We start from the raw sequence: 22,612 nt of genomic DNA on the forward strand, positions 1-22,612 counted from the left end.
TTATGGACATATAAAAAAGTGTTAAGTACATAATCGTACTTAACACTCTAATAATAGAATAATAATAGCTAGTCGTTCGTAAAGAACCGATCAAAGATTTGATAAATAGCAGAAAGACCAAAGAGCCAATAAATAGTGTCCACAAGCGCCGGCATAGAACCAAACCATTTCTCAACTACATTGTAATCTAACGCTACAAATAACCAATTCAAACCGCCAAGAATCACCAAAATTACTGTAAGGTAAGACAAAAATTTCATTATGATTGCCCCCTAGGTGATAAGATGGTGAAAGGCCTTTCACTAGAAATATATGTAGTAAACTTTAAAACTTACCTATTTTATAAAATTTATTTTCTGTACCACCCGTTAATAACTGCCTCTGCTTCTTTACTATGTATTTGATACGCATGTGTACTATCATTAGAGCCAATAAACCAAATTGAAAAACCTTTAAAATATGGTTTCGGTTCTAATACATCGCGGTAAGCACGCCATCCATTTAATTGCACATCCTTCGAAAACACATTTGAAACATCTGGATTCCATGGATTTTGTAATCCAAGTTCACGTGCTGGAACATTAAATCCACCGAAGTAAACTGGCTTTCCTGTTGCATTATGTAATTGTTCCAATTGCTGAACAACATTTTGCCCACGATTATATACTGTTGTCGCAAATAAACTTTGCTTCGCTTCTTCATATGTTGGATTTCTTTTTCCTGAAACTTCAAACCAACTGTCTATGCTAACAATATCCACCTTTTTTAAATACGGGCGATTGATTTTCTCTTTAAACTTCGCTTCATAAGAAGGGTCCCAGCTTGCTGTTAACCACCAGTTCATTTGATACAAAACATTTCCTTTATACTGATTACGAACAAAATCAATTGTATCGCTCCAGTATCCTTCTGCATACTCCATATTCACGAAATTAGAAGCAATCTTTAGTCCATACACATTGTATTTACTTGTAATGGAATTAAAAATATCTTGCAGAATAACCGTCTTCCAATTCCAGAAGAAATCATTAATGTTACTTGGGTTCCATTCTGTCTCTCCAACATTCCCCTGCTGAATATACGGGAACGGTTCCACTATAACTTGAATATTACGCTTTAATAATTCTTGAATTAAAATAATAGCTTGTTGCTTTTGCGCTTGATTAATTACCATATTCGTAGAAGTCACATTCGGGATATCCACTTGAATCGGTACATTTACTGTATTTAAATTTAAGCGCTCCACATCCGCTAATACTTTCGCTACATTTCCAACTTCCCATACTGTTACGTTTCCTGATTTGATTTTTCCAGATTGAACAGTATTTACATCTGCCTGTACATTTCCTTGAAAACAAAAAGAAAACAACATAATAAACACTCCTAAAAAACTTATTAAACTCTTATTTTTCTTCACAACTTTCCCCCTATAATTTTTGGCTTTCTTGATTATTTTATACAACGTTTCATATATATTCCACAAAAAATCCAATAAATTTTTATTGATAAAAATGCTATTCATCCTTTATTCACATCTTACTCATACTAAGCTCCTAAAAATAGTAAGATAAATAAAAAAGGAACGGATTTCCGCTCCTTTTTTATCTTTTTACGATTATCAATCCATTTCCCTTTTAGGCTCTACCAACATGATGTGGGATTCCTTTTCAGTGAAAGGTTTATGCTCAACGCCTCTCGGGACGATAAACATCTCGCCCTTAGAAATTTTCACCTGTCCATCACGGAAATCGATGAACATCTCCCCTTCAAGCACAATAAATAGCTTATCCGTATTAGGATGCTCATGCCATATAAAATCTCCATTAGCTTTAAAAAGCTGAATTTGATCATCATTCATTTCACCAATCACTCGTGGATACCAATAATCGTTAATTTTAGATAACTCGTCATTTAGTTTAATAGGTTGGTAATGGATAATAATCCCTCCTCATTTTTAACTTCCACTATATTACAATAATCTAAGTAAAAAAAGTCGTCATTACGCTTAAAAAGAAAATGCTCCGGCCAGAACTTTTCATTCAGATAGTACAAAGGAGTGATTTCAATAAAAGTTCTTTCAATCCAATGTTTCCTTTAACTCTCCATAAGTATAGAACAGTGATTTTCAAATAAGAATGGACCCCTGTTGACATTAGTATGGATTATTGATGAACTTCTCGCGATATTTAGTAGGCGAAATGCCAACTCGCTTCTTGAAAACTCTACTAAAATAAAAAGGGTCTGCGATTCCAACAGCCTGCGCAATTTGTTGTACAGGCACATCACTTGTACATAACATTTTTTGAGCCATCTTTATACGATAGTTCAATACATATTCTGCTGGCCCCATACCTGCATGCTTTCTAAACACGTAAGAAAGACGATTTCGATTAACATTATTTTGTTCTGTAAGCGTATGTATTGTAATATCTTTATAATAGTATTTACGAACGTAACTAGATATTCGTTCGAATAAAGTATGCGACTCATAGTTGTTTTCTCTATTGACAACACTTAATAAAGCTTCATTCAACGCTTCGCGAAACAGCATTTCGGTCTGAAGCATCGAAATGCCTCCACGCTGATTATACACATCCCAAAGACGCATAAGTAATTCGACAAGACGAGGAGATTGTCCTGTTAATAATTCAAAATGCTGATGAGTAAAGCAAGAGTCTTCTCGTTCTGAATTGCTTATCTGATATAAAACAAGAATATATTCCCAGTTTATTTCACCAAGCATTTTATGGGCTAATGTCATTTTTGCACCCCCATGTATAACTTTTCCTGGGGAAAGGATATACGGCGTACCATTAAATTGAAATTGCGTCTTCCCTGTAAGTGGAAATACAAATCCTGGGAAAGAATCTGTAGACTCAGCACAAGGCACACCTGGATTTTTAGCATAACGATATACTCCTTCTACTCGGAAAGGATTATTGGCAAGATACTCTGCTAACTCATTCACGTCCAACTTCACAATGCACGCCTCATTTCAATAATAGTTTTCTTGTAATTCGCGAGATTAATTGGTGTACATTCTGGGCAACGCTAAACTAAAAATAGTACATACCACTTAACAAGATCTGGTTATTAACCTATAAATATATTGTTTTTCATTTATTGACAAAAGTATCCTTCCTATATTATTGATAATGATTTTCATTGTAGTTTGATAAAAAAACATTTGTCAAGTTGGATGGCCTAGAAAAATGACGAAACAAGGGGTACAGAGGGACCGTTCTGTTGCAAATAATACCTGGTCTTTGTTAACTAATTCCCCTCAAAACTGAAATAATCATGTTAATAGTTGTAATGGCTTTATTTGTTACAGCACTTGCAGCATGTGGAAATAATCGTAATCCTGAAGAAGTTGCTACAGCGTATTTCGAAGATGGAAACAGCCTACTATCAAATTAAATGATAGTAGGCTGGCTGTTAAAATTATTTAAGCACTGGGTTATGTTCTAAATGATAAGCTTTCATTATCAAAAAGATTATTACTAGTCCCTCCACAAACAAAAACACCCTATCACTTCGGTTCTAAATTTAGCACCTTCCCCTCTATTCCCTCCGTATTCAATGTAGTCGTATGATACGTTCCACTTACCCAATCATCTATTTGATCATGATACCAATCGCTTCTAAAATGTCCCGATTGTCCTGGCCCTACGATATGATAACCGTTTGACATATCTTTCGTATCAATAACAAATCGCCAAGAAGCCCCGTGATTTACAATGCCGTTATCGCCGTAACTCGCTGCTTGAACGGTAACTTGACTTCCGCCAATTGGAACTGGTTTCTCACGATTAAAAGCGAGTAACGCTAACATACTAGATGATTTCGAAATTGGATGTGTAAAAGCGAGTTGATGATAATCGCCCCACTTCCAGGCCCCAACATCGGGTCCATATTCCTTCTGCAATTTCTTCATTACATTCTCGTACGATGTATGCACAACTTTTGTGAAACCTCCGTACTTAGAAAACCATGCACTATTTTCTCCTGCTACTTGTTTCCGGATTAATTCATCCACAACTTGTGACTTCCCTTTAAATAACTCCATTACATCTTTCGGTATTTCTTTTGAAAATAACGTATTTGAAATCTCTTTCATTAATAAATGGAATATTAATGGTGCCGCTTCATCTTTACTATCGTAAAAATTCCACTTTGTTAATTGGTTTACACCTTCTTTCTCTACCTCGTTTAAAGATGCTTTATTTAACTCTTTTAAAAATATAGGAGTAAACTCTTTCCCGTATAAATTCTTTTGATCCATCTGTAACTCTTCTAAATCTTTCACCGTATACTTTTCCTTCTCTTGCAAAAATTCTTGAATACGCATTTGCCTATATGGCTGTGCCCACGTATTGCTAATATGGTACGGATAATCATCATCAACAATTTTATTATTCGCAGTTGAAATAAAACCTTCTTTCGGATTTATAACTTTCGGCAGCTGATCAAATGGAATATATCCTTCCCATTCATATTCATCTGTCCATCCTGGAACAGGCAAGCTACCATCGCCTTTTTTACGCACTGGTATATTTCCATTCGCTTTATAAGCAATCGTGCCATCGTTTGATGCAAACACAAAGTTTTGCGTTGGTGTATGGAAATCTTGAAGAGCGGTTTCAAACTCCGTCCAGTCTTTTGCTTTGTTCATATTTAATACAGCTTTTAGCTCAGCTGACGGTTCTAAAGCAGTCCACTTTAAAGAGAAGACGGTTTTCGTTTTCTCCTTCCCCTTATCCGCAAACTCTGAAATTACTGGCCCATGCCTCGTAATCGTAACGTTATAAGGAATTGTCTTCCCGCCTTTTACTTTAATCGATTCATCAACTACCGTAGCTTTCTCCCATTTATCGTTATACAGAAATTCATTTTCATTATTAGGATTTCTCTTCTCAATATATAAATCTTGCACATCAGGCCCCGTATTCGTAACGCCCCACGCTATTTTGTCATTGTGGCCTAATATAACACCTGGTACTCCAGCGAAAATAACGCCACTCACATTTAAATCTTTCATTTCAAGTCTCGTTTGATACCATATAGAAGGTGTCGCAAGGGATAAATGAGGGTCATCTGCTAAAATCGGCTTACCTGACGCACTCTTCTCACCGCTCACAACCCAGTTATTACTACCGTTAAACTCCGGGGGAATTATCGTTTTTGAAAAACTTTGCGCTACGTCCACATTTGTATTTTTCAGTTCAGCTAGCAATCTAGGAGCATCTTTCGGATATTTAGGAAATAGCTCATTTGCTTGCTCTTTCGGAAGGTTTTTCAGCGCCCAATATCGAAACGCCTGTCCGTGCCAATGTCCTCCTAAGTCAAACGCCATATACTTTCCAATTGTTAAAGAATCCACGATTGACCATTCAGAAGGCTGATAACCTAATATAGTAAACTCAACCGGCAATTTCTTTTCCACTTTTGCCTCACGTATAAAAGCGTTCACCCCATCAGCAAATGACTGCAGGGCATATTTTGCTTCTCCATCATATTGACTAACTGAAGCTTCTGCCGCTCGCCGTAAACCGAGTGTTCGAAACAATTTATCTCGATCAACAGCTGCTTCCCCAACAACTTCACTTAACATACCAGACGCTTGTCTTCTACTTAAATCCATTTGAAACAAACGATCTTGCGCTTGTACATATCCTTGTGAAAAATATAAATCATGTGCATTTTCCGATTTAATATGCGGGACACCTTTACTATCCCGCTTCACCGTAACAGCGTGTTGTAAATCCTCTAGCTTTATCGTTCCATCTATCTTTGGCATAGATTTCAGCGTATATATATTCAAAAAAATCGCAGCGGAAATAACTAACAAGAGAACGATACTACTAGCCCAAATAAAAATTCTTCTTCCCCTTTTTCGTTTCTTCTTTATAACTACCTCCATATAACCACCCCTTTCTCACACTATTCGCTTCTATTGTGAAAGAACCTTTTAGAAAAGAAAAGATCCTTATCCAAACTATGGATCATACAAATCGAATACTTCTCTCCTATGCATTCCTTCACTAAAATTTACTCGTTCTTTCTTACACCAATTCCTCAAAATCCCCTTCACATAAGCTAACGTTTTCTTATTATTTTCAAACGCAATTTTAAGTGCCTCTAACACTTTCTCTCCAGAAAGTCTTTGTATCCAATTCTTCAATTCTTTCACAATATATGGGGATAAACTACTAATATTTTGTTCATAAAACTTATAAACTTCACTATTTGGAACGTCCTCTTCTATACTTTCTACCTCTTCCGCTTCTTCTTTCTCTTCAATAACTACTTGTGAACTACTATTATCCTCTTCTTTTGGCATACCAAAATGCTGCAATAATAATGGAATCGTGTATTCTTCTTCAAGGCATTTACGTAAAAAGATATGTATGAACTCATTACTTTTTACAGTCTTTAACTCACGTAATACGCACTTTTCTACATTCGTATTTGAAATAGGGTTATAGTGTAACCAGTTTATTATGAATACCTCTTTCGTTTCCGTATCATATAAAATCTTTCCATACTCAACAAACCTGTTTAGCAACTTCTCAACAGTCTCCATACTATAACCTGTTTCAAGCTCTGCCACACGCTTCGGTAATATGTAAATACCACATTGCTTCGTTTTCGTACCAGTTAACAAATATATGTAAAAATAACGCTCCTCTGGCGTTAAATCTAATATGAATTCATCTTGCCAAAAGTTCACCTGCACATTACGGTATACCGCCATATGTTTCCCTCCACTCTTTGCTAGTAAATAAGAAGATTTTAATCCTTCATTATAAAAATAGGAATGCGGGAATGGTTTTGGCATTCGAATTACAATTTTTTTTACTACTACAACGCCGGTTTCATTTTTTCGTGCTTGTTTTGTTCTTGTAGTTGTTTTTGTTTTTGTTTTTTCTTAGTGATTTATTACTTGGTAGGGGCTTATGAGGGGCTTGGAAGGGCATTCTGCATTACAATCTATGAAATACAATTTGTTCTTCCTACTAAATAGGAGCTATTCCAAATTATTATTTTGGATAGCTCCTTTCAAATTCTTCCTATTTTTTACTTCTACCAATGTCAGCTTCTACATACAATTTATTCTGCTATTTGCAGGCAGTAAAACTCTCATTTCAAAATTCGGTGAATAAACTGCTCGATTGCAACGCGAGTGGCCCCACTGATTAAAGTTTTATTTTATTTTTGCATTGAATCTAACATCTTCACAATAAAGGCAGCTGCCTGACCACGAGTTGCTGTACCTTGGGGATCAAACTCATTATTTCCAACACCATTAACTACCTTTAAGCTGTATAATCGTTGAACCGATTCTTTGTATGTTATTAAATGCTTATCTGTAAATGGTAATGCTACTAACTCACCTGTAATTCCTTTGTATCGTAATGATTTGTCAATCATAATAGATACTTCTTCACGAGTAATTGGTGAGTTAGGATCAAAAATCCCTTCACCACGACCATTAATAATTCCTGCACTTGCACAACGTTTAATACCGTCATGAAGTGATGGATGTGCCTCATTAATATCTACAAATGACTTATTTCCCTCTGGTAGTTTAAGAGCATTCGAGATTAATTTCGCAAACTCCGCTCTCGTTACATTTCGATATGGCGCAAATACACCATTGCCTTCGCCTTGCATAATACCTAGACTGTTTAATTTACGAATATGCCCTTCAAACCAGCCACCTGTAATATCATCTTTTGGTTTTTGTACTTCTTCCTTAGGCTTTTGTACTTCTTCCTTTGGTACATTGTAGTTAATTTTAATCCAACTTGGGTCATAGAAAATCCATTCTCCATTACCTACTTTATACCAACCATTTTTAACCGCTAATACTTTGTAACGATCTCCGTTTGAAGCTTTACGTACAACACGATGTTCAATACCCGCATCACTACGTACATTGATGCCACTACCATTTACCACTAGTTCCATGCTAGGTTCAGCTGGATTATTTTCATTTGGATCAAATGATTCATTTTTATCTTGTAAAGGCGTATCAATCTGCGCATTTATATTTGCATACCACTGAATTCCTTGTACGAAACCAGCCCAATTACCACGTGAAATTAAAATGTCAGGACATTTTTTCCCGCTCCATTGTTGATGCTTGTAAATATGATCTGCACCAATTCCTTCTTTGTTCATTAAATAACCTGCAAGTCGTTTTGCATTTTCTAACGCTTTATTGTAATCACCGTCTTGGTTAACCGCAATCTCGATACCGATAGACTCCCTGTTTCCTGATCCATCTCCATCTCCTGCATGCCAACCGTTTTCATTTGTTGGTAAGTGCTGATAGATTTGTTTATCGTCTACTGTAAAATGCCATGAAGCTGTTCGGAACGTCCCCTCTGTTGCTTGTTTATACAAATATTTCGCATGATTTTCAGCATTAGCACCAGCGGCCGTATTTGCCGTCTCATGGATTGTAATGTAACGTGCTTTCATCGGATTTGCAGGACGAATATCAGAGTTTCCTGCTGGAACAATCCACTCTACAAATGGAACTCCTGCAAGTGTTCCATATTTCTTCGTACTCGGTGCACTATATTGAATACCTCTTGGCTTTGCAACAGGTTTCATTTGACGATCAGATCCATCATTTCGACCATCTACAGATTCAAATGCCTTTTCAATATTTGAAATAGCTTCCTTTTCTGCTACTTGCCCCTTCTTTGCATCTTTCATTTTGTTTAATTCTTCTGTTTCATCATGTTTATGCTTATATTCTTCTAAAAGCATTTTTTCATTTTCAGATACTTCTGCTTCGTTAACTTGTACATGATCAGGAACTTCCAACTTGAAATTAGAATAATTTAATCCGCTCGTTCCATGTTCTCCTTGGGCAATATTTAGTTGATCAGTTTGAGATTTGTTTATCTCTTCTGCTGATGCTGATAAAGGTACACTCCCTAAAATCACTAGACTTGTTGATAGTGCGATTACTTGTTGTTTGATTGTCTTATTCATTATTATAAATAGATATACACACATTTTCGCCGTGTATATATCTCAACCTCCTTTTGTTGTCATATTAATTTTAAAAATACGAATCTACTATGTACTTCTAATATATTTTCTTTTTATTTATATATTTAAATTATATTATTTTATGCCCATTAAGAAAATATTTATATGTCATCCCTACAAATGAATTTCATCTAACATACTTTTTACAAAATCCGTCAACAAAAATTATTTTACAACTAATTACCAATACCGTCAAAAGCATTTTCAACGATCCACACTTTAATAGCTATAGTAAATGCTATTTCTTTCACATTATATACTATTACAAATTACCTTTAACTTGTCCGACAATTTCGTTTATCGTATTTCGATCAAACTTATCACTAATTTCGTATGGCTCACGATCTCCTACGAATTGCACGCCTACAATATCATTGCGATCCTTACCGTATTGCACTTCAATAATAGATCCACGCTCTATTTGTTTCCAAATGAGACCTACTTCATCTTTATTATCTAAAATAATGCAGTCTTCAATATTTTCATCAATCCCAATTAACTTGTTATCATCTATATATCCAATCTCGTATTGTTGCCGTTCTTTCGCTTTTCCGCTTACTAGTATACCTTTGCTACCATATGAGTAATCCGTATAGTCCTTTTTCTCCTTTTGTACCCCTTTCGGCTTTTGTGCTTCAGTTTTTTCAGCAGCTCCACAACCTGTAATAAGACTGATTGGCATAACCATAGTTAATACTACTCTAGTAAATTTCTTTATCATTTATAACTAACCTCACATACTTAATTTAAAATGCTATTTATTTCCTTATTATAAAATAACATGATAATACAGAGAAAGAGCCAAAGATAAAATATTATTTACATCCGTATTGTCCCTCCCTTTACATTAATATAGTATCCTCATAAGTATGAATAGCTAGGCTTTCAAAATTAATACGGGAATATTATAGAAAGTAGACATCCTACTCACATACGATTAGTATTAGAATTGAAAATATATAAGCTAGATGATTACTTATATTAAGGAAGGAAGTGCACAGCTATGGATTTTAAAACAGTCATGCAAGAGCTTGAATCCCTTGGTAAGGAAAGAACGAAAAAAACATACATCTCTAACGGTGCACACGAGCCAGTTTTTGGCGTAGCTACAGGTGCTATGAAACCAATCGCTAAGAAAATAAAAGTAAATCAAGAGTTAGCTGAGGAACTTTATGCTACAGGTAACTACGATGCTATGTACTTTGCAGGCATTATTGCAGATCCAAAAGCTATGAATGAGTCTGATTTTGATCTCTGGATGGACGGGGCATATTTTTATATGCTATCTGATTATGTGGTAGCAGTAACTTTATCGGAGTCAACTATCGCCCAAGACGTTGCGGATAAATGGATTGCAAGTGGGGATGAGCTACGAATGTCAGCGGGCTGGAGTTGCTACTGCTGGCTTTTAGGAAATCGCAAAGACAATGAATTTGTCGAAAGCAAAATTTCCGATATGCTTGAAATTGTAAAAAATACAATTCATGCTGCGCCAGAACGAACAAAATCTGCTATGAATAATTTTATAAATACTGTAGCAATTTCATATGTGCCACTACACGAAAAAGCAATCGAGACTGCAAAAGAAGTTGGTATAGTTGAAGTAAAACGTGATAATAAAAAAAGCAGTTTGTTAAATGCTTCCGAAAGTATTCAGAAAGAAGTCGATAGAGGAAGAGTTGGTTTCAAACGTAAATACGTTAGATGTTAGATTATTAAAAAAGGTGTCAATCAAGAAAGATTGGCACCTTTTTTAATGTAGAAGTAGAAAATGAACTACCTCCCTAAAAATAATTCATTTCCCTCTTTACAACTTATATGTTAGAAATTTCTTCTTTCACTTTATACACCCTATCTCTTTTCTCATCGTTTTTAACAAAAGTAAGCTTTCCTTCTGTAACAAAACCTTCCAATGCTAAGCATACTTGTCCATATGCTTTTGGCTTATTCGTTGTAAATCTTTCATCTGATATTTTACCAGATCGTATTAATTGTTCGCATAACTCCAGTGCACTTATTTCTTCAGAATCCATTAATTCCAATATATCTTTTTGCAATGCTGATAAAGGTGCAGGTATTTCGGCTACCTCTACCTTTTCTTTTTTATCTTCTTTTTCGTCTTCAAATAAATCTTCAAATGAAATTTGATTCATTACATCTTTTCCTTTCTCATAACGAATTTGCTTAACATGAACTGAACCCTATATGTACTAGAACTTTTACATTTAGTTATTGTTATGTAGTCCTTACCTCTTTACATAGATTTTATAACTCATGTACATTATTTTAAGTAGTATATTTCCATTATACCAAATATACGTTCTGTCATCTATTGTAGAATTCGTTATTACTGAACTGAAATCAATAGTGAATATCCGGTGCACAAATCATGCAAACAAAAAAATGCTAATCGCATTGTTTGAACTACTTCCACATGTCTATCAAGCTAAGAAAAACGAACATCCAAAATAAAAAAGCGAGGTTACTATTGTAGTACCTGAAAAGCAGGCAGTCTTTAAGGCTTAGTTAAGTAAGTATTCTATGTTGTGAATGAAAAAGGATCTGATATGAATATCAGATCCTTTTTCATTGCTTCTTTTATAAATGTAACTTTTTTATACATACATCGTTTCACACGATAACTGGTTCATACGTGCTTACATTATCATACACTGTTTTCGCAATTCTAGGAGGAAGATTAACACACCCTCCAAATCTGACTTTTTAATAGAATCAAAGTGTATTTTTACTTACCAGACTTAATTTTTTCGTTATATTCTTCTAAAGTTAACCCTTTTTCTTTTAGATAAACAGCAACTTCTTTTCCTACATAACGATAGTGCCATGGCTCATACTTAATGCCAGTAATATTCTCTTTATCTTTTGGATAGCGGAGAGTAAATCCATACTCTGCAGCATTCTTATCTAACCATTTGAATGCATCGGTAGTTTCAAATTTTGCATTTAAATCTTCTACAGTATTCTGCCATTCAACTGAAATAATGTCTAACGCTAATCCAGTATGATGTTCACTTGCACCAGGATACTGAAGATATTCCAATGCTTTAGCACTAGCTTCTTTGTCCGACAAACCTTGAGATTTATAGCTTTTAACTGAAGCATCATAATACGTTTGTTGTAATTTTATAGCTCGATAACCTGATCTTAAATAAAGATTGATTCCCTCTTTTTTTGCAGCTGCTACCATATCCTGATAGGAAGTTGCAATTCTACTATCTATTTTCATATTCGGCTTAGCATTTTGGGTAATACTTGTTAATTCAATTCCTAGTTCCTTTGATAACATATGCTCTCTATTTACAAGAATAATTCTCCAATCATTAGGATCAGAGATAGGTAAAACATCTTTTTTATTCGCATGTATCTCTTTTTTATTTTTATCGTTATTATTAGTAGTTTCCTGAGATGTTTGCTTTCCACTACAAGCAGCAAGACTCCATCCCATTGCCAATACCAATGCTAAAATTATAAATTTTTTAATTGTATCTCATTCCCTTTTTGTTTATTAGTCTTTATACCAATTTCCCAACACGTCTCTAGGAATCTCCTTGAAATCCTTCAAAGAAACGGGGCCGACAAATTTTTTAATTCCATGTTTTTTAGACTCTTCATCCGAATAATCTTTTAAAAATTGAATTTTAAATTGTTTCTTACCATCAGCGTAGTCGGTTACTGTCGGTACGATTGCCGCTTGTCGTATACCAAAAGTTTTATCTTCATACTCAACAAATTGTACATAAGATAATCCTCCAACCAATGTTTCTAATTTTTCTTGCGCAGAAATAAGATTTCCAAGAGAATAATAGATTAGCGTTTCATGTCCATCTTTATTTTGTTTCCACTCAATTGGTTGAATTACATGTGGATGATTTCCAATTACTACATCTACACCTAAATCTGTTAAATATTGAGCAACTTCTTTTTGTTGCTTTGAAGGTGTAGATGTATATTCTACTCCCCAATGCACCATAACAATCACCATATCAGAGCTACTCTTTGCCTTTTCCACATCATTTTGTATCGCTTTTTTATCAATTAAATTTAAAGCCCAAGACTTATCAGCCGGAATTTTAATTCCATTCGTACCATATGTATAATTTAGTAACGCAAAGCGAATACCATTTTTTGTAATCGTTTTTATTTCATTACGCTCGTTTTGACTCTCATTAATGCCTACTGGGATAACATCCGGATATTTCTTCCAGTATTCTCTTGTATTCGCAACACCTTTAATACCCATATCCATAGCATGATTTGTCGCTTGAGTCACTATATTGAATCCAGTGTCCACTAAAGATTGGCCTACTTCTTCAGGTGTATTGAAAGTCGGATATCCCTGTACTTTTAGATTATTTCCTGCAATTGGAGTCTCCTGGTTCACGATAGCAAGATCACTTGATTTAACAGCTTTTTTGATATTTTCATAAATATAGTTATAATCATATGAACCGTCTTTTTGTTTGCCATCTTTAATTACTGCGTCATGATATAAATTATCACCCGTTGCTAGTAAATTCACAACCGATTTTACTTTTTTATCTTCCGTAAAATTAGGAGACTGTTGGATAGGACTCTTCTCTATCCAATTTGGTGCTTTTAATGATGTATCTATATTAGATTCAGCCGGTGGTAATGAAGCTTTAGATGTCTTAACATCTGTATTACCACAAGCAGTTAAAAGCACTAAAAAAATAAGACATAATAAAAAAAACTTTTTACTTCTCTGTAAAGTATCTAACATGTGATCCTCTTTTCTGTTTTATTACTTATAACCAGTTCTAACAAATCATTCTTTAAAACAACGTATTTTGGTTTTACCCTTAATTATGGAAGGACACTCTGTTACATCTGCTTCGGAATATACAGATAATCATTTTCCATTCTCTAGCAATCTATCAATTCCATCAGAATTGATAGATTGCTAGAGAAACATGATCCATCAGGATGTCGACTAGTTTCATATACCTGTTCCAATTGCAGTAACTCGTTTAATCTAAACAAGATAGAAGAATAGTTCATATAGCCTCTTCTCTCGCTTTACGTTTGTGAGTGGCTCCAAAAAGAGGGGATCGTTGCTGTACCCCCTTTAAATATTATGGAATCATTGTAACTAATTTCTTTACGTTAAGCGACAAACATTATACCGATAACAATAAGTAAGACCCAAGAACTTATTTTACCAATATACAAAAAAAGTAGCAATCTTTTGACCCATATAAAGAAGCCAATTAGGAGAAATGAAAGGGAGATTCATTTTAATTAATTAATTCCTTCATTGATTAATAAAAAAACAAGCCACCCAGCTATTGGATGGCTCTATACGATAAAGAGAATTTGTTATTGGATTACTTCAATTTCCCTTCAAAAACAATCTTCCTACCGCACGGCTCAACTACTGTTTTGCCGTCTTTCTTTACTTCATGAAAGATCGGCTCTTCCATACGACGAGACGGAGCGTAGCCTTCTTGCTCCATACGTGTTAAGCAGTCTGTAATTGTTTCATTTTCTAGTACTTCAAATTTCTTTTTATTAGGTTGTTTTGTCATGCCCTAACCTACTTTCTATTTTTCTTGATGCGAATTGATTCTTCATGTAGACCATATATAACATTGCTAGAATTCCCATTATAATCATAACCGCAATAAAAAAGCTTGTATACTGTATTTTCTCTATAAATACGCCGCCTAATACAGGCCCCATAATACTTCCTAAACTAAAAGCGATTCCGGATAATATATTACCTGCCGGTAGTAAATGTCTCGGTAATAAATCAGTCATAAATCCAAGCCCTAAAGAGAAACACGATCCAATAACCATACCTGCTAAAAGCATGCAGGCAAAGACGATCCAGTAATATTGATCAAATACGGCGGCAAGTAGAAAAATGCCCGTACTTATGCTAAACGTCCACGTTAATATACGATCCCTTCCGTATTTATCACTCAATATACCGAGCGGAATCTGTGTAATAATACCCCCAACTGCAAATGCTGGTAATAAGAAGGATACATCTGAAACAGACCACCCTTTACGAAGTGCGTATACTGGTAAGTTACTATTTAACATCGCCTCAAGTACACCGTATGCAAGTGGTCCTAGTAACGCAATCCACCCTAATCCAACAACTTGTTTATAACGAGAAAATGATGATTCACTCTTCACTTCTCTTTCATCTTGCGCTGGGAATGCATTTTTTGTTGGAAGTAGTAAAAGCCAACCTATTAAACAAAGTATAGTAGATATAATAAATGGTGTCGCAAGACCGTACTGCACAGTGCTTGCTAAATACGGACCAACAGCAAAACCAATTCCGAAGAATACACCGTATATCGATACTTGTCTCCCTATTTTACTTGGGTCTGATGTTGTCGTGATCCACGTTTGTGTTCCGACATGAAGCATATGATCTCCGACTCCAACTAGAAATCTAAGGATAAACCATACCCAAAACGAAAATGTTTGTGTAAAAAAGAATAATGAAATAATAACGAGAAACCCACCTATAACAATAATTGGCTTCATTCCAAACCTTTGCATCGGTTTTTCAAGAAACGGCGAAATAACTAATATCCCGATGTACAATGCCGTCGCATGAATACCGTTAATACTTGAACTAACCCCTTCTTGTTCAAAAATCATTGCAATGGCAGGTAAGAGCATTCCTTGTGATAAACCAGAAATTGCTACAATCCCAACCATAATCCAAAATGTAAAACGCATTGACATCCTTTGTCCCTCTCCTTCTCACGCTTCCACTTTTCATTATAAACTGTTTTTTCAAATGCGTGTACGAATATTCACAATAAAAAAGAAGCTAAAAGAATGAACCTTTTAGCTTCCTACCCTTCCCAAACTTGCGCTTTCACATTGTAATGAAAGTGTTTAAAATATGGATTTTCATAAAATGAAGATCCATATAAGTAATGTTGCATATGAGCTGTTAGTGGCTGTTGCATTTGTAAAGGGACTACAGCTGGTGAAACTTGCATATACATCGGATCTATCATTATTTTTGTATAGATATGATGATCATATGGCGAATAAGCGATTAAGGATGGTTTATGCATTGATAATCTCCCCTTATACATACAAATGTTATAGTATATGCAAAACTTTTCATTTTGGGGATTCTTTCTATTCTAGCCAATCTTCTACATGTTTTATAAATACATCTAAACAATCAATAAACGGTGAGTGTCCGCAATCTTCTAACACCTTCAACTCTGCATTTGGCAAATGTTTCGCTAATTCCTCACCGACTACTTGCGGTACGACATAATCTCTATCACCTTGTATGACAAGCGTTGGAGCTTTAATATGATGAATTTGCTTACTTCCCTCTACAACCCCATTATGTTCATCTGAAATATTAAATGTAATGAGCGCATAATTCACATCTACGAAATTACGTTGCGTTAACATATCATCTAAATACTTTTCATAACGGTCCGGTTCAGGTTGATTATGTGTATATATTAATAGATTCCATACTGTACGGTAATATAGTTTGTTCATATTTTTTATCGCGTCTAATACTGGAGCGATTTGTACTGGATCTTGCGCAATTTCTTCTTTCGTCTTTACTAAACTTGATACGATTGGCTGCCCATTCGTATCTTTTTTAAAGATTGGGTATCCTTTCATTCCTACTGATTCTACTAAAATTAACTTTTCTACAAAAGTTGGGTGATTCGCTGTAAATTGCATCGCAACACCACCGCCCATTGACCAGCCCATTAATGAGAATTTCTCTAACTTTAACTCGTCGATAAATAATTTTACATCTTCTGCAAAGTCTTGTAGTGAATCTATCGACTGATTATACGTTGATTGTCCAAACCCTCTTAAATCAAGAGCGTAAATATGGTATTGATCTTGCAACTTTTCAATAACTAAATCCCAATGTTGTGACGATGTCATGTTCCCGTGAATGAGTACCAGAATATCTGTATTTCGCCTTCCAACTTCCTGATATGCAATCGTTTCTCCGTTCGATAGTGAAACAAACTCCATTGTTGCAGGCTTAATCATCACAAGTTCCCCCATTCTATTTAATAGAAAGAAAATTCTTTACTTAATTAAAGAATAGCACGTAGAATATACGTTCGCAACATAAAACCTATAAGAATTTTTTACATAAATCAACATGTCTATTACTAGACAATTATTATAAAAAAGTATATAGTTAGCTAGGTAACTAATTTGAAAGGATCAAAATACATGGACGAAAAACAACATTTTTTTCATATCGTCAGCCAGACTTCTCGAAAGTTTACGAAGAAATTTAATGAACGTGTATCTCCAACTGGGTTATTTAGTGCGCAGTGGGCTGTTATTTTCCGCATTAATCAAACTGGTTCTTGTACGCAAACAGAATTATGCCAATATTTAAATGTTGAATCACCAACGATGACTCGTACGTTAACACGTATGGAAACGATGGGATGGATTATTCGTACAGAAGGTAAAGATCGCCGCGAGAAGCTCATTTCTTTATCCGAAACAGCGATAAAGATGATTCCAGTATGGCAAGAAGAAGTTGATACTTTCGAAGAAAAAACGCTAGAAGGTATTAATGAAGATGATTTACATCAAGCATTTCAAGTGTTACAACAAATTATTAAAAATTTAGATTAAATTGGAGGGATGACGATGCAAAGTGAGAAACTTTGGACGAAGGATTTCCTCGGAACTTGTTTTAGTAGTCTATTTCTCTTCTTAACATTTTACATGCTTATGACTACTCTGCCTGTCTATGTCATAGACGGCCTAAAAGGAAAACCTGAGGAAATTGGTTTAGTTGCAACTGTGTTTCTTATTTCTTCTGTTTTATGTAGACCATTCACAGGAAAATGGCTCGATGATTTAGGAAGAAAGAAAATATTATTTATTTCACTTTCATTATTTTTAGCCGCTACTGTTATGTATTTCGGTGCGCAAAGTTTATTCTTATTACTTGCCCTTCGCTTCTTGCACGGTATTGGGTTCGGGATGGCAACGACAGCTACTGGTACGATTGTAACTGATGTTGCGCCAGCTCATAGACGAGGCGAAGCACTTGCATATTTCGGCGTATTTATGAGTCTGCCGATGGTAATTGGTCCTTTTTTAGGTTTAACAATTATTTCTCATTTTTCGTTTACTGTGTTATTTATCGTTTGTTCCGTATTTTCATTACTTGCATTTTTATTAGGACTATTTGTAAATATTCCGCATGAAGCACCTGTGAGCAAACAAAAACGTGAAAAAATGAAATGGAAAGACTTAATCGAACCATCTTCTATTCCGATTGCACTTACAGGATTTGTTTTAGCCTTTTCTTATAGTGGTATTTTATCCTTTATTCCTATTTATGCGAAAGAACTCGGGTTAAGTGAAATTGCAAGTTATTTCTTCATTGTATATGCACTTGTCGTTGTCATTTCTCGTCCATTTACAGGAAAGATTTTTGATCGCTTCGGTGAAAATGTACTTGTTTACCCTGCTATCATTATTTTCACAATCGGAATGTTCATATTAAGCCAAGCACAAACTTCATTTTGGTTCCTTGGCGCAGGTATGCTAATCGGTTTAGGTTACGGAACATTAATTCCGAGTTTCCAAACGATTGCGATTTCTGCTGCTCCAAACCATAGACGTGGTTCTGCGACAGCTACGTATTTCTCATTCTTTGATAGTGGTATTGGCTTTGGTTCTTTCATTTTAGGTATTGTCGCAGCGAAATCTAGTTATCATAATATGTATTTTATCGCAGCTATTATCGTTGCTTTCACTTTACTTTTATATTATGGATTACACGGACGAAAACAAAAATTCAAAAAACAACCTACAGACGGAAAAATTTCCGCTTAACGTTAATAAGGAAAGTAAACTTCCCCGTTTACTTTCCTTATTTTGTATTTCCTTCAAGACGAGCGTATACTTATAGTAGAAATAAAAAGGAGGGCCATATATGAAACTAAAAAAATCTCCCCTACTCTTACTTTTACTAACATTCATATTTGTAATTACAGGGCTTGGGTTTACTTACTTCAAACAAAATAAAACGACCCCATCAAAACATAATGTGACAAAAGAAAACTGGTTAAATGACCCTTACTTACGTTGGTCGTATACCCATATGAAAGAATTCACTTTAGTTAATGACGTAAAAAACAATCCTGACCAAATTGCTCACTTCCCTTTCGCATTGCAAAACTTAGACGATTTTGCTGTGGAGCGTAGATTCGGAAATACAACTCCTCTAAAAAAACTTTTAGACGATAACAAAACGGATGCTTTTGTCGTTGTACATAATGGACAACTTGTATATGAACGATATTTCAATGGGTATAAACAGAATGAACCTCATGGTATGGCATCATTAGCAAAAGTCTTTACCGGGGCAATTATACAATCTCTCGCTGAAGAAAATCGTATCGATTTAGAGAAAACAGCTGACACTTACATAAAAGAATTAAAAAACACACCGTTCGGAAAAGCGACACTTCAGCAATTAATGGACATGCAAGTTTCAGCAGAATACCCGACCCACGGATATGAGCAGCCTGGGCTAGAAAATCAAGATGCACAATTATATTTAGCTAGCAATATTTTACCCCGCGGCAAAAATTACGACGGTCCGATGAAAATTTATGATATGTTACAAGAAGCAGAAGAAACTGCACCGCCTGGTTCTGCCTTTTCTTACAATAACGGATCAACAGAAACGCTCGCTTGGGTTATTCGAACTATTACTGGTAAATCATTAGCTGAAAATGTTAGCGAACGAATTTGGTCTCAAATTGGTATGGAAGAAAACGCGTATTACGTTACAGATGAAACGAAAATAGAACAAGCAAGCGCTGGCTTAAATGCAACTGCTAGAGATATGGCGAGATTCGGGCAATTACTATTAAACAACGGGGAATATAACGGAAAACAAATTCTCCCTTCTTCTATTACTGAAGATATAAAAAATGTCCAAGAAGGTGAACTTGCAATTAGCCCTGGAGCTTCCATTTCTTATCATAATCAATGGTGGATTCCGCACAATGAACAAGGTGCTTTTGAAGTGTTAGGTAGTTACGGACAAACACTTTACATCGATCCGAAAGCAAATATGGTAATTGTCCACTTCTCTTCTAACGCTACGCCAAGTAATGAAATACATTCAGTTTACTCAAATATGTATATTGATATTGCACATCATTTAGAGAAGCTTCCACGGTAGTGGAAGCAGGAGTTTAAACCTTGCACAGTTATGGCTATTTAATTGAACACTCAATCTGTTGTGCTAAAACGTCAATATAATAAAAAAGGATCTCTCTTGATATAGAGAGATCCTTTTTTTATTTCTTCTTCTTTTCTGTCGGTTGGCTTTGTTTAGCGAAATTAGATGAATCATCGAAATTTGGTTGCTTTTTACCTGCATTATTACTTCTACCTTTTCCCATATGTAATGCACCTCCCCTCATCCTTACTATTCCCAATAAAAAACTCCTCTTGCATTCAAGAGGAGTTTTTGTTGTGCTATTATTAATAATGCCTAACTGTTACCGCAGTACTTCACTTTTAACCATGGTGGTGATCATGCCCATCAAGCCTATGATTATCTATCCGTTTTGGCGTTTTCCTTTAAACGATACCCTAGTCTTCGATCGCTTGATAGGCCGTGGTCCAGAAGTCTTGGATAAGATGCGATGGGGCCGGAGTCGACATCCCAACCTGGGTGAACAGAATTCCAATAAACTGTTTATCTGGATCAGCGTAAGCTGAAGTACCGGTTCCACCATCCCAGCCGAATTGACCGATAGACGCGTAGTCTCCAAGATAGGTACGCACCGCCATCCCAAAGCCCCAGCCACCTTGGATCCCTTGTCCGAACGACAAATGGACGTTATTTTTGGCCAAATCGTCTCGGTATACTTGTTGTTCCGGAGTAAGACGGTTGGTGGTCATCAGCTGTACTGCGGGCCTAGACAGGATCCGTTTAGTGCCGTGCATCCCTTTATTCAAAAGCATCTGCAAATACGCGTGATAATCGTCGACGGTTCCAAGCAGTCCACCACCGCCTGCTTGGAATGCTGGAGGTTTGCTGTAACGTCCACCCGCCCCCTCATCCCACACGATGAATTCACCTGTCTCCGGATTGGGGGTGAAGGCTGGTGGAAGCCGATCAATCTTGAGCTGAGGTACGTAGAATCCAGTGTCCTTCATTCCTAGCGGATCGAATATGCGTTCGTGAAAGAACGACTCGAACGTCTGACCCGTGACCCTGGCAACAAGAACGCCGATTACTTCTATACTGATATGATACTGCCACCGCTCTCCGGGCTGATAGCTTAGCGGAAGTGCACCTAGGCGACGCATAAACTCATCTGGATCGGGCATATCCTGCCCTGGCGTGTCGAATATCCCACTCTCGAAGAACGAGTTCATGATTGGAGAACCCATCAACGTGAGATCCACTCCGAGCCCGAATGTGGAGGTCAACAAGTCTCGTACAGTGATAGGACGCCGTGCTGGGACGGTCTCTTCTAGCGGGCCATCGGGTCGTTTCAACACTTGCCGGTCGGCGAGTTCCGGTAGCCATTTGTCTACTGGGTCGTCTAAATGCAGTTTGCACTCATCGAGCAAAACCATTACTGGTGAAACTGCGATTGGCTTGCTAGTGGACGCCAATCGAAAAATCGTGTCCCGACGCATTGGTGCACCACCATCATGCCTCATTGTTCCAAGTGCTTCAACGTGCGTCTCGCCGTTTCGGCTGACTAAGGCGACGAGCCCAGGAATCTTTCCAGAATCGACATGCCGCGCCAATATATTGCGCATTTTGCGCAATCCTGTTTCAGAAAAGCCCTTATTGTTTTGTCCCATTTTGTTCTCCTTTAGTTTAGATTGAGATTTCTAATACATATTGACAATCAATTATTAGTTCTTCAAATAGAAAGATTCCCCTTTTTAATAATTTCGACAAGATGCATTTACATACATGGAGGCACCATGCATCACTATCAACCTAAGATAGACTATATTTATGGGGATTTAATAATGGGAAATGCAATCATTAAAAACATTGATACAGCCATAAGAAATATGAATACTACAGCAGTAAAGGTACTTTCTTCAAAAATATCTTTATACTGTCCACTTGTTTCAACGCTGTTATCCTTAAGTAAGGATTTAAAAACAGCTTGTACATCTTTGCTCTTAGATGTTGTTTCTAATTTTACATAAATCGTTCTACCATAAGCTACATTTGAAACCATAACAGGTGGAGCTGAATGACTTACTCCTTTACGAGTTAACTCATCAAAAGTAAACACTATTATCAAACAGATTGGATGGATTGTTAGGTAGCTCAGCACTTACGGTATAGAATATTTACTTATATGCCGCTACCATCATTTTTTTGTCAGGGTGATGATGGTACTACTCTTATTGAAAATATTTCAATCCCTTTTAAAATATCTGAATTTTCCGATTCTAAAAGGTTATGAACGAAACAACCTCGAATAATTGTAATACATATACATAA

20 protein-coding genes and 1 pseudogene are annotated in these 22,612 nt (G+C 36.0%); 4 read left to right on the forward strand and 17 right to left on the reverse strand.

Annotation, left to right across the window (positions count from 1 at the left end; translation table 11 throughout):
- Positions 1-68 precede the first annotated feature (68 nt).
- The 8 genes from IBT51_RS08260 to IBT51_RS08295 form a co-directional block, all read right to left on the reverse strand.
- Positions 69-260 (reverse strand): DUF378 domain-containing protein, encoded by a 192-nt coding sequence (locus IBT51_RS08260; protein WP_000670801.1) that lies wholly within the window; start codon positions 258-260, stop codon positions 69-71.
- A gap of 89 nt (positions 261-349) precedes the next feature.
- A complete protein-coding gene (locus tag IBT51_RS08265) occupies positions 350-1,417 on the reverse strand; it encodes a glycoside hydrolase family 113 (RefSeq protein ID WP_053563990.1) in 1,068 nt (355 codons plus the stop codon).
- A gap of 201 nt (positions 1,418-1,618) precedes the next feature.
- Complete coding sequence (locus IBT51_RS08270; RefSeq protein ID WP_000997182.1) at positions 1,619-1,858, reverse strand: cupin domain-containing protein; 240 nt, start codon at positions 1,856-1,858, stop codon at positions 1,619-1,621.
- Between the two features lie 294 nt (positions 1,859-2,152).
- Positions 2,153-2,980: a helix-turn-helix transcriptional regulator gene (locus tag IBT51_RS08275; protein ID WP_078400996.1), complete on the reverse strand. Its 828-nt coding sequence runs from the start codon at positions 2,978-2,980 to the stop codon at positions 2,153-2,155.
- A gap of 552 nt (positions 2,981-3,532) precedes the next feature.
- Positions 3,533-5,923, reverse strand: a complete 2,391-nt coding sequence (locus IBT51_RS08280; RefSeq protein WP_069355930.1) for a penicillin acylase family protein — start codon at positions 5,921-5,923, stop codon at positions 3,533-3,535.
- A 75-nt stretch (positions 5,924-5,998) separates the two neighbouring features.
- Positions 5,999-6,841, reverse strand: coding sequence for a DnaD domain-containing protein (locus IBT51_RS08285; protein ID WP_200458156.1), 843 nt, complete (start codon positions 6,839-6,841; stop codon positions 5,999-6,001).
- 371 nt (positions 6,842-7,212) lie between these two features.
- Entirely contained in the window at positions 7,213-9,012 is a 1,800-nt protein-coding gene (locus IBT51_RS08290; protein WP_140155637.1) for an S-layer homology domain-containing protein, read from the reverse strand.
- Between the two features lie 322 nt (positions 9,013-9,334).
- Positions 9,335-9,793, reverse strand: a complete 459-nt coding sequence (locus IBT51_RS08295; RefSeq protein WP_000591650.1) for a hypothetical protein — start codon at positions 9,791-9,793, stop codon at positions 9,335-9,337.
- Positions 9,794-10,075: 282 nt separating this feature from the next.
- On the opposite strand from IBT51_RS08295, the gene IBT51_RS08300 reads away from it, so the two are divergent.
- Positions 10,076-10,783, forward strand: coding sequence for a DNA alkylation repair protein (locus tag IBT51_RS08300; protein ID WP_200458155.1), 708 nt, complete (start codon positions 10,076-10,078; stop codon positions 10,781-10,783).
- A 103-nt stretch (positions 10,784-10,886) separates the two neighbouring features.
- On the opposite strand, the gene IBT51_RS08305 is transcribed toward IBT51_RS08300, so the two are convergent.
- From IBT51_RS08305 to phaZ, 7 genes are all read right to left on the reverse strand, one after another.
- Positions 10,887-11,225 carry a DUF3895 domain-containing protein gene (locus IBT51_RS08305; protein WP_001071898.1) on the reverse strand — a complete coding sequence of 113 codons (339 nt, stop codon included), beginning with the start codon at positions 11,223-11,225 and terminating at the stop codon, positions 10,887-10,889.
- Positions 11,226-11,818: 593 nt separating this feature from the next.
- On the reverse strand, positions 11,819-12,550 hold the full coding sequence (locus tag IBT51_RS08310) for a M15 family metallopeptidase (protein WP_000241993.1): 732 nt from the start codon (positions 12,548-12,550) through the stop codon (positions 11,819-11,821).
- Between the two features lie 48 nt (positions 12,551-12,598).
- The gene (locus IBT51_RS08315) at positions 12,599-13,834 is read right to left on the reverse strand and encodes a CapA family protein (protein WP_200458154.1); all 1,236 of its coding nucleotides are present in this window, start codon (positions 13,832-13,834) and stop codon (positions 12,599-12,601) included.
- 604 nt (positions 13,835-14,438) lie between these two features.
- Positions 14,439-14,639 (reverse strand): NETI motif-containing protein, encoded by a 201-nt coding sequence (locus IBT51_RS08320; protein ID WP_000166307.1) that lies wholly within the window; start codon positions 14,637-14,639, stop codon positions 14,439-14,441.
- Complete coding sequence (locus tag IBT51_RS08325) at positions 14,623-15,819, reverse strand: MFS transporter (protein ID WP_000062798.1); 1,197 nt, start codon at positions 15,817-15,819, stop codon at positions 14,623-14,625. The genes IBT51_RS08320 and IBT51_RS08325 overlap by 17 nt, the downstream gene beginning before the upstream one ends.
- A 113-nt stretch (positions 15,820-15,932) precedes the next feature.
- Positions 15,933-16,160: a hypothetical protein gene (locus tag IBT51_RS08330; RefSeq protein WP_000549497.1), complete on the reverse strand. Its 228-nt coding sequence runs from the start codon at positions 16,158-16,160 to the stop codon at positions 15,933-15,935.
- Between the two features lie 67 nt (positions 16,161-16,227).
- Positions 16,228-17,124 (reverse strand): intracellular short-chain-length polyhydroxyalkanoate depolymerase, encoded by an 897-nt coding sequence (phaZ, locus tag IBT51_RS08335; protein WP_000594880.1) that lies wholly within the window; start codon positions 17,122-17,124, stop codon positions 16,228-16,230.
- Positions 17,125-17,313: 189 nt separating this feature from the next.
- On the opposite strand from phaZ, the gene IBT51_RS08340 reads away from it, so the two are divergent.
- The 3 genes from IBT51_RS08340 (at position 17,314) to IBT51_RS08350 (ending at position 20,305) form a co-directional block, all read left to right on the forward strand.
- On the forward strand, positions 17,314-17,730 hold the full coding sequence (locus IBT51_RS08340; RefSeq protein WP_000343680.1) for a MarR family winged helix-turn-helix transcriptional regulator: 417 nt from the start codon (positions 17,314-17,316) through the stop codon (positions 17,728-17,730).
- A 15-nt stretch (positions 17,731-17,745) separates the two neighbouring features.
- On the forward strand, positions 17,746-18,945 hold the full coding sequence (locus tag IBT51_RS08345; RefSeq protein WP_200458153.1) for an MFS transporter: 1,200 nt from the start codon (positions 17,746-17,748) through the stop codon (positions 18,943-18,945).
- Between the two features lie 100 nt (positions 18,946-19,045).
- Positions 19,046-20,305 carry a serine hydrolase domain-containing protein gene (locus IBT51_RS08350; protein ID WP_200458152.1) on the forward strand — a complete coding sequence of 420 codons (1,260 nt, stop codon included), beginning with the start codon at positions 19,046-19,048 and terminating at the stop codon, positions 20,303-20,305.
- A 416-nt stretch (positions 20,306-20,721) separates the two neighbouring features.
- On the opposite strand, the gene IBT51_RS08355 is transcribed toward IBT51_RS08350, so the two are convergent.
- On the reverse strand, positions 20,722-21,951 hold the full coding sequence (locus IBT51_RS08355) for a serine hydrolase domain-containing protein (RefSeq protein ID WP_200458151.1): 1,230 nt from the start codon (positions 21,949-21,951) through the stop codon (positions 20,722-20,724).
- Between the two features lie 224 nt (positions 21,952-22,175).
- Positions 22,176-22,491 (reverse strand): annotated as a pseudogene (locus IBT51_RS08360) (thiol-activated cytolysin family protein); the annotation flags it as partial.
- Positions 22,492-22,612 lie beyond the last annotated feature (121 nt).

Origin of the sequence: Bacillus sp. S71 (genome assembly GCF_016625265.1) — a bacterium.
In the GTDB taxonomy this organism is placed as follows: domain Bacteria; phylum Bacillota; class Bacilli; order Bacillales; family Bacillaceae_G; genus Bacillus_A; species Bacillus_A cereus.

What these genes read in the sequence shown, in the direction of transcription:
- IBT51_RS08340 (WP_000343680.1), top strand. Translation starts at nt 17,314, where the DNA reads ATGGACGAAAAACAACATTTTTTTCATATCGTCAGCCAGACTTCTCGA.
- IBT51_RS08260 (WP_000670801.1), bottom strand. Translation starts at nt 260, where the DNA reads ATGAAATTTTTGTCTTACCTTACAGTAATTTTGGTGATTCTTGGCGGT.
- IBT51_RS08315 (WP_200458154.1), bottom strand. Translation starts at nt 13,834, where the DNA reads ATGTTAGATACTTTACAGAGAAGTAAAAAGTTTTTTTTATTATGTCTT.
- IBT51_RS08285 (WP_200458156.1), bottom strand. Translation starts at nt 6,841, where the DNA reads ATGCCAAAACCATTCCCGCATTCCTATTTTTATAATGAAGGATTAAAA.
- IBT51_RS08355 (WP_200458151.1), bottom strand. Translation starts at nt 21,951, where the DNA reads ATGGGACAAAACAATAAGGGCTTTTCTGAAACAGGATTGCGCAAAATG.
- IBT51_RS08300 (WP_200458155.1), top strand. Translation starts at nt 10,076, where the DNA reads ATGGATTTTAAAACAGTCATGCAAGAGCTTGAATCCCTTGGTAAGGAA.
- phaZ (WP_000594880.1), bottom strand. Translation starts at nt 17,124, where the DNA reads ATGATTAAGCCTGCAACAATGGAGTTTGTTTCACTATCGAACGGAGAA.
- IBT51_RS08270 (WP_000997182.1), bottom strand. Translation starts at nt 1,858, where the DNA reads ATGAATGATGATCAAATTCAGCTTTTTAAAGCTAATGGAGATTTTATA.
- IBT51_RS08320 (WP_000166307.1), bottom strand. Translation starts at nt 14,639, where the DNA reads ATGACAAAACAACCTAATAAAAAGAAATTTGAAGTACTAGAAAATGAA.
- IBT51_RS08280 (WP_069355930.1), bottom strand. Translation starts at nt 5,923, where the DNA reads ATGGAGGTAGTTATAAAGAAGAAACGAAAAAGGGGAAGAAGAATTTTT.
- IBT51_RS08290 (WP_140155637.1), bottom strand. Translation starts at nt 9,012, where the DNA reads ATGAATAAGACAATCAAACAACAAGTAATCGCACTATCAACAAGTCTA.
- IBT51_RS08295 (WP_000591650.1), bottom strand. Translation starts at nt 9,793, where the DNA reads ATGATAAAGAAATTTACTAGAGTAGTATTAACTATGGTTATGCCAATC.
- IBT51_RS08305 (WP_001071898.1), bottom strand. Translation starts at nt 11,225, where the DNA reads ATGAATCAAATTTCATTTGAAGATTTATTTGAAGACGAAAAAGAAGAT.
- IBT51_RS08345 (WP_200458153.1), top strand. Translation starts at nt 17,746, where the DNA reads ATGCAAAGTGAGAAACTTTGGACGAAGGATTTCCTCGGAACTTGTTTT.
- IBT51_RS08350 (WP_200458152.1), top strand. Translation starts at nt 19,046, where the DNA reads ATGAAACTAAAAAAATCTCCCCTACTCTTACTTTTACTAACATTCATA.
- IBT51_RS08330 (WP_000549497.1), bottom strand. Translation starts at nt 16,160, where the DNA reads ATGCATAAACCATCCTTAATCGCTTATTCGCCATATGATCATCATATC.
- IBT51_RS08325 (WP_000062798.1), bottom strand. Translation starts at nt 15,819, where the DNA reads ATGTCAATGCGTTTTACATTTTGGATTATGGTTGGGATTGTAGCAATT.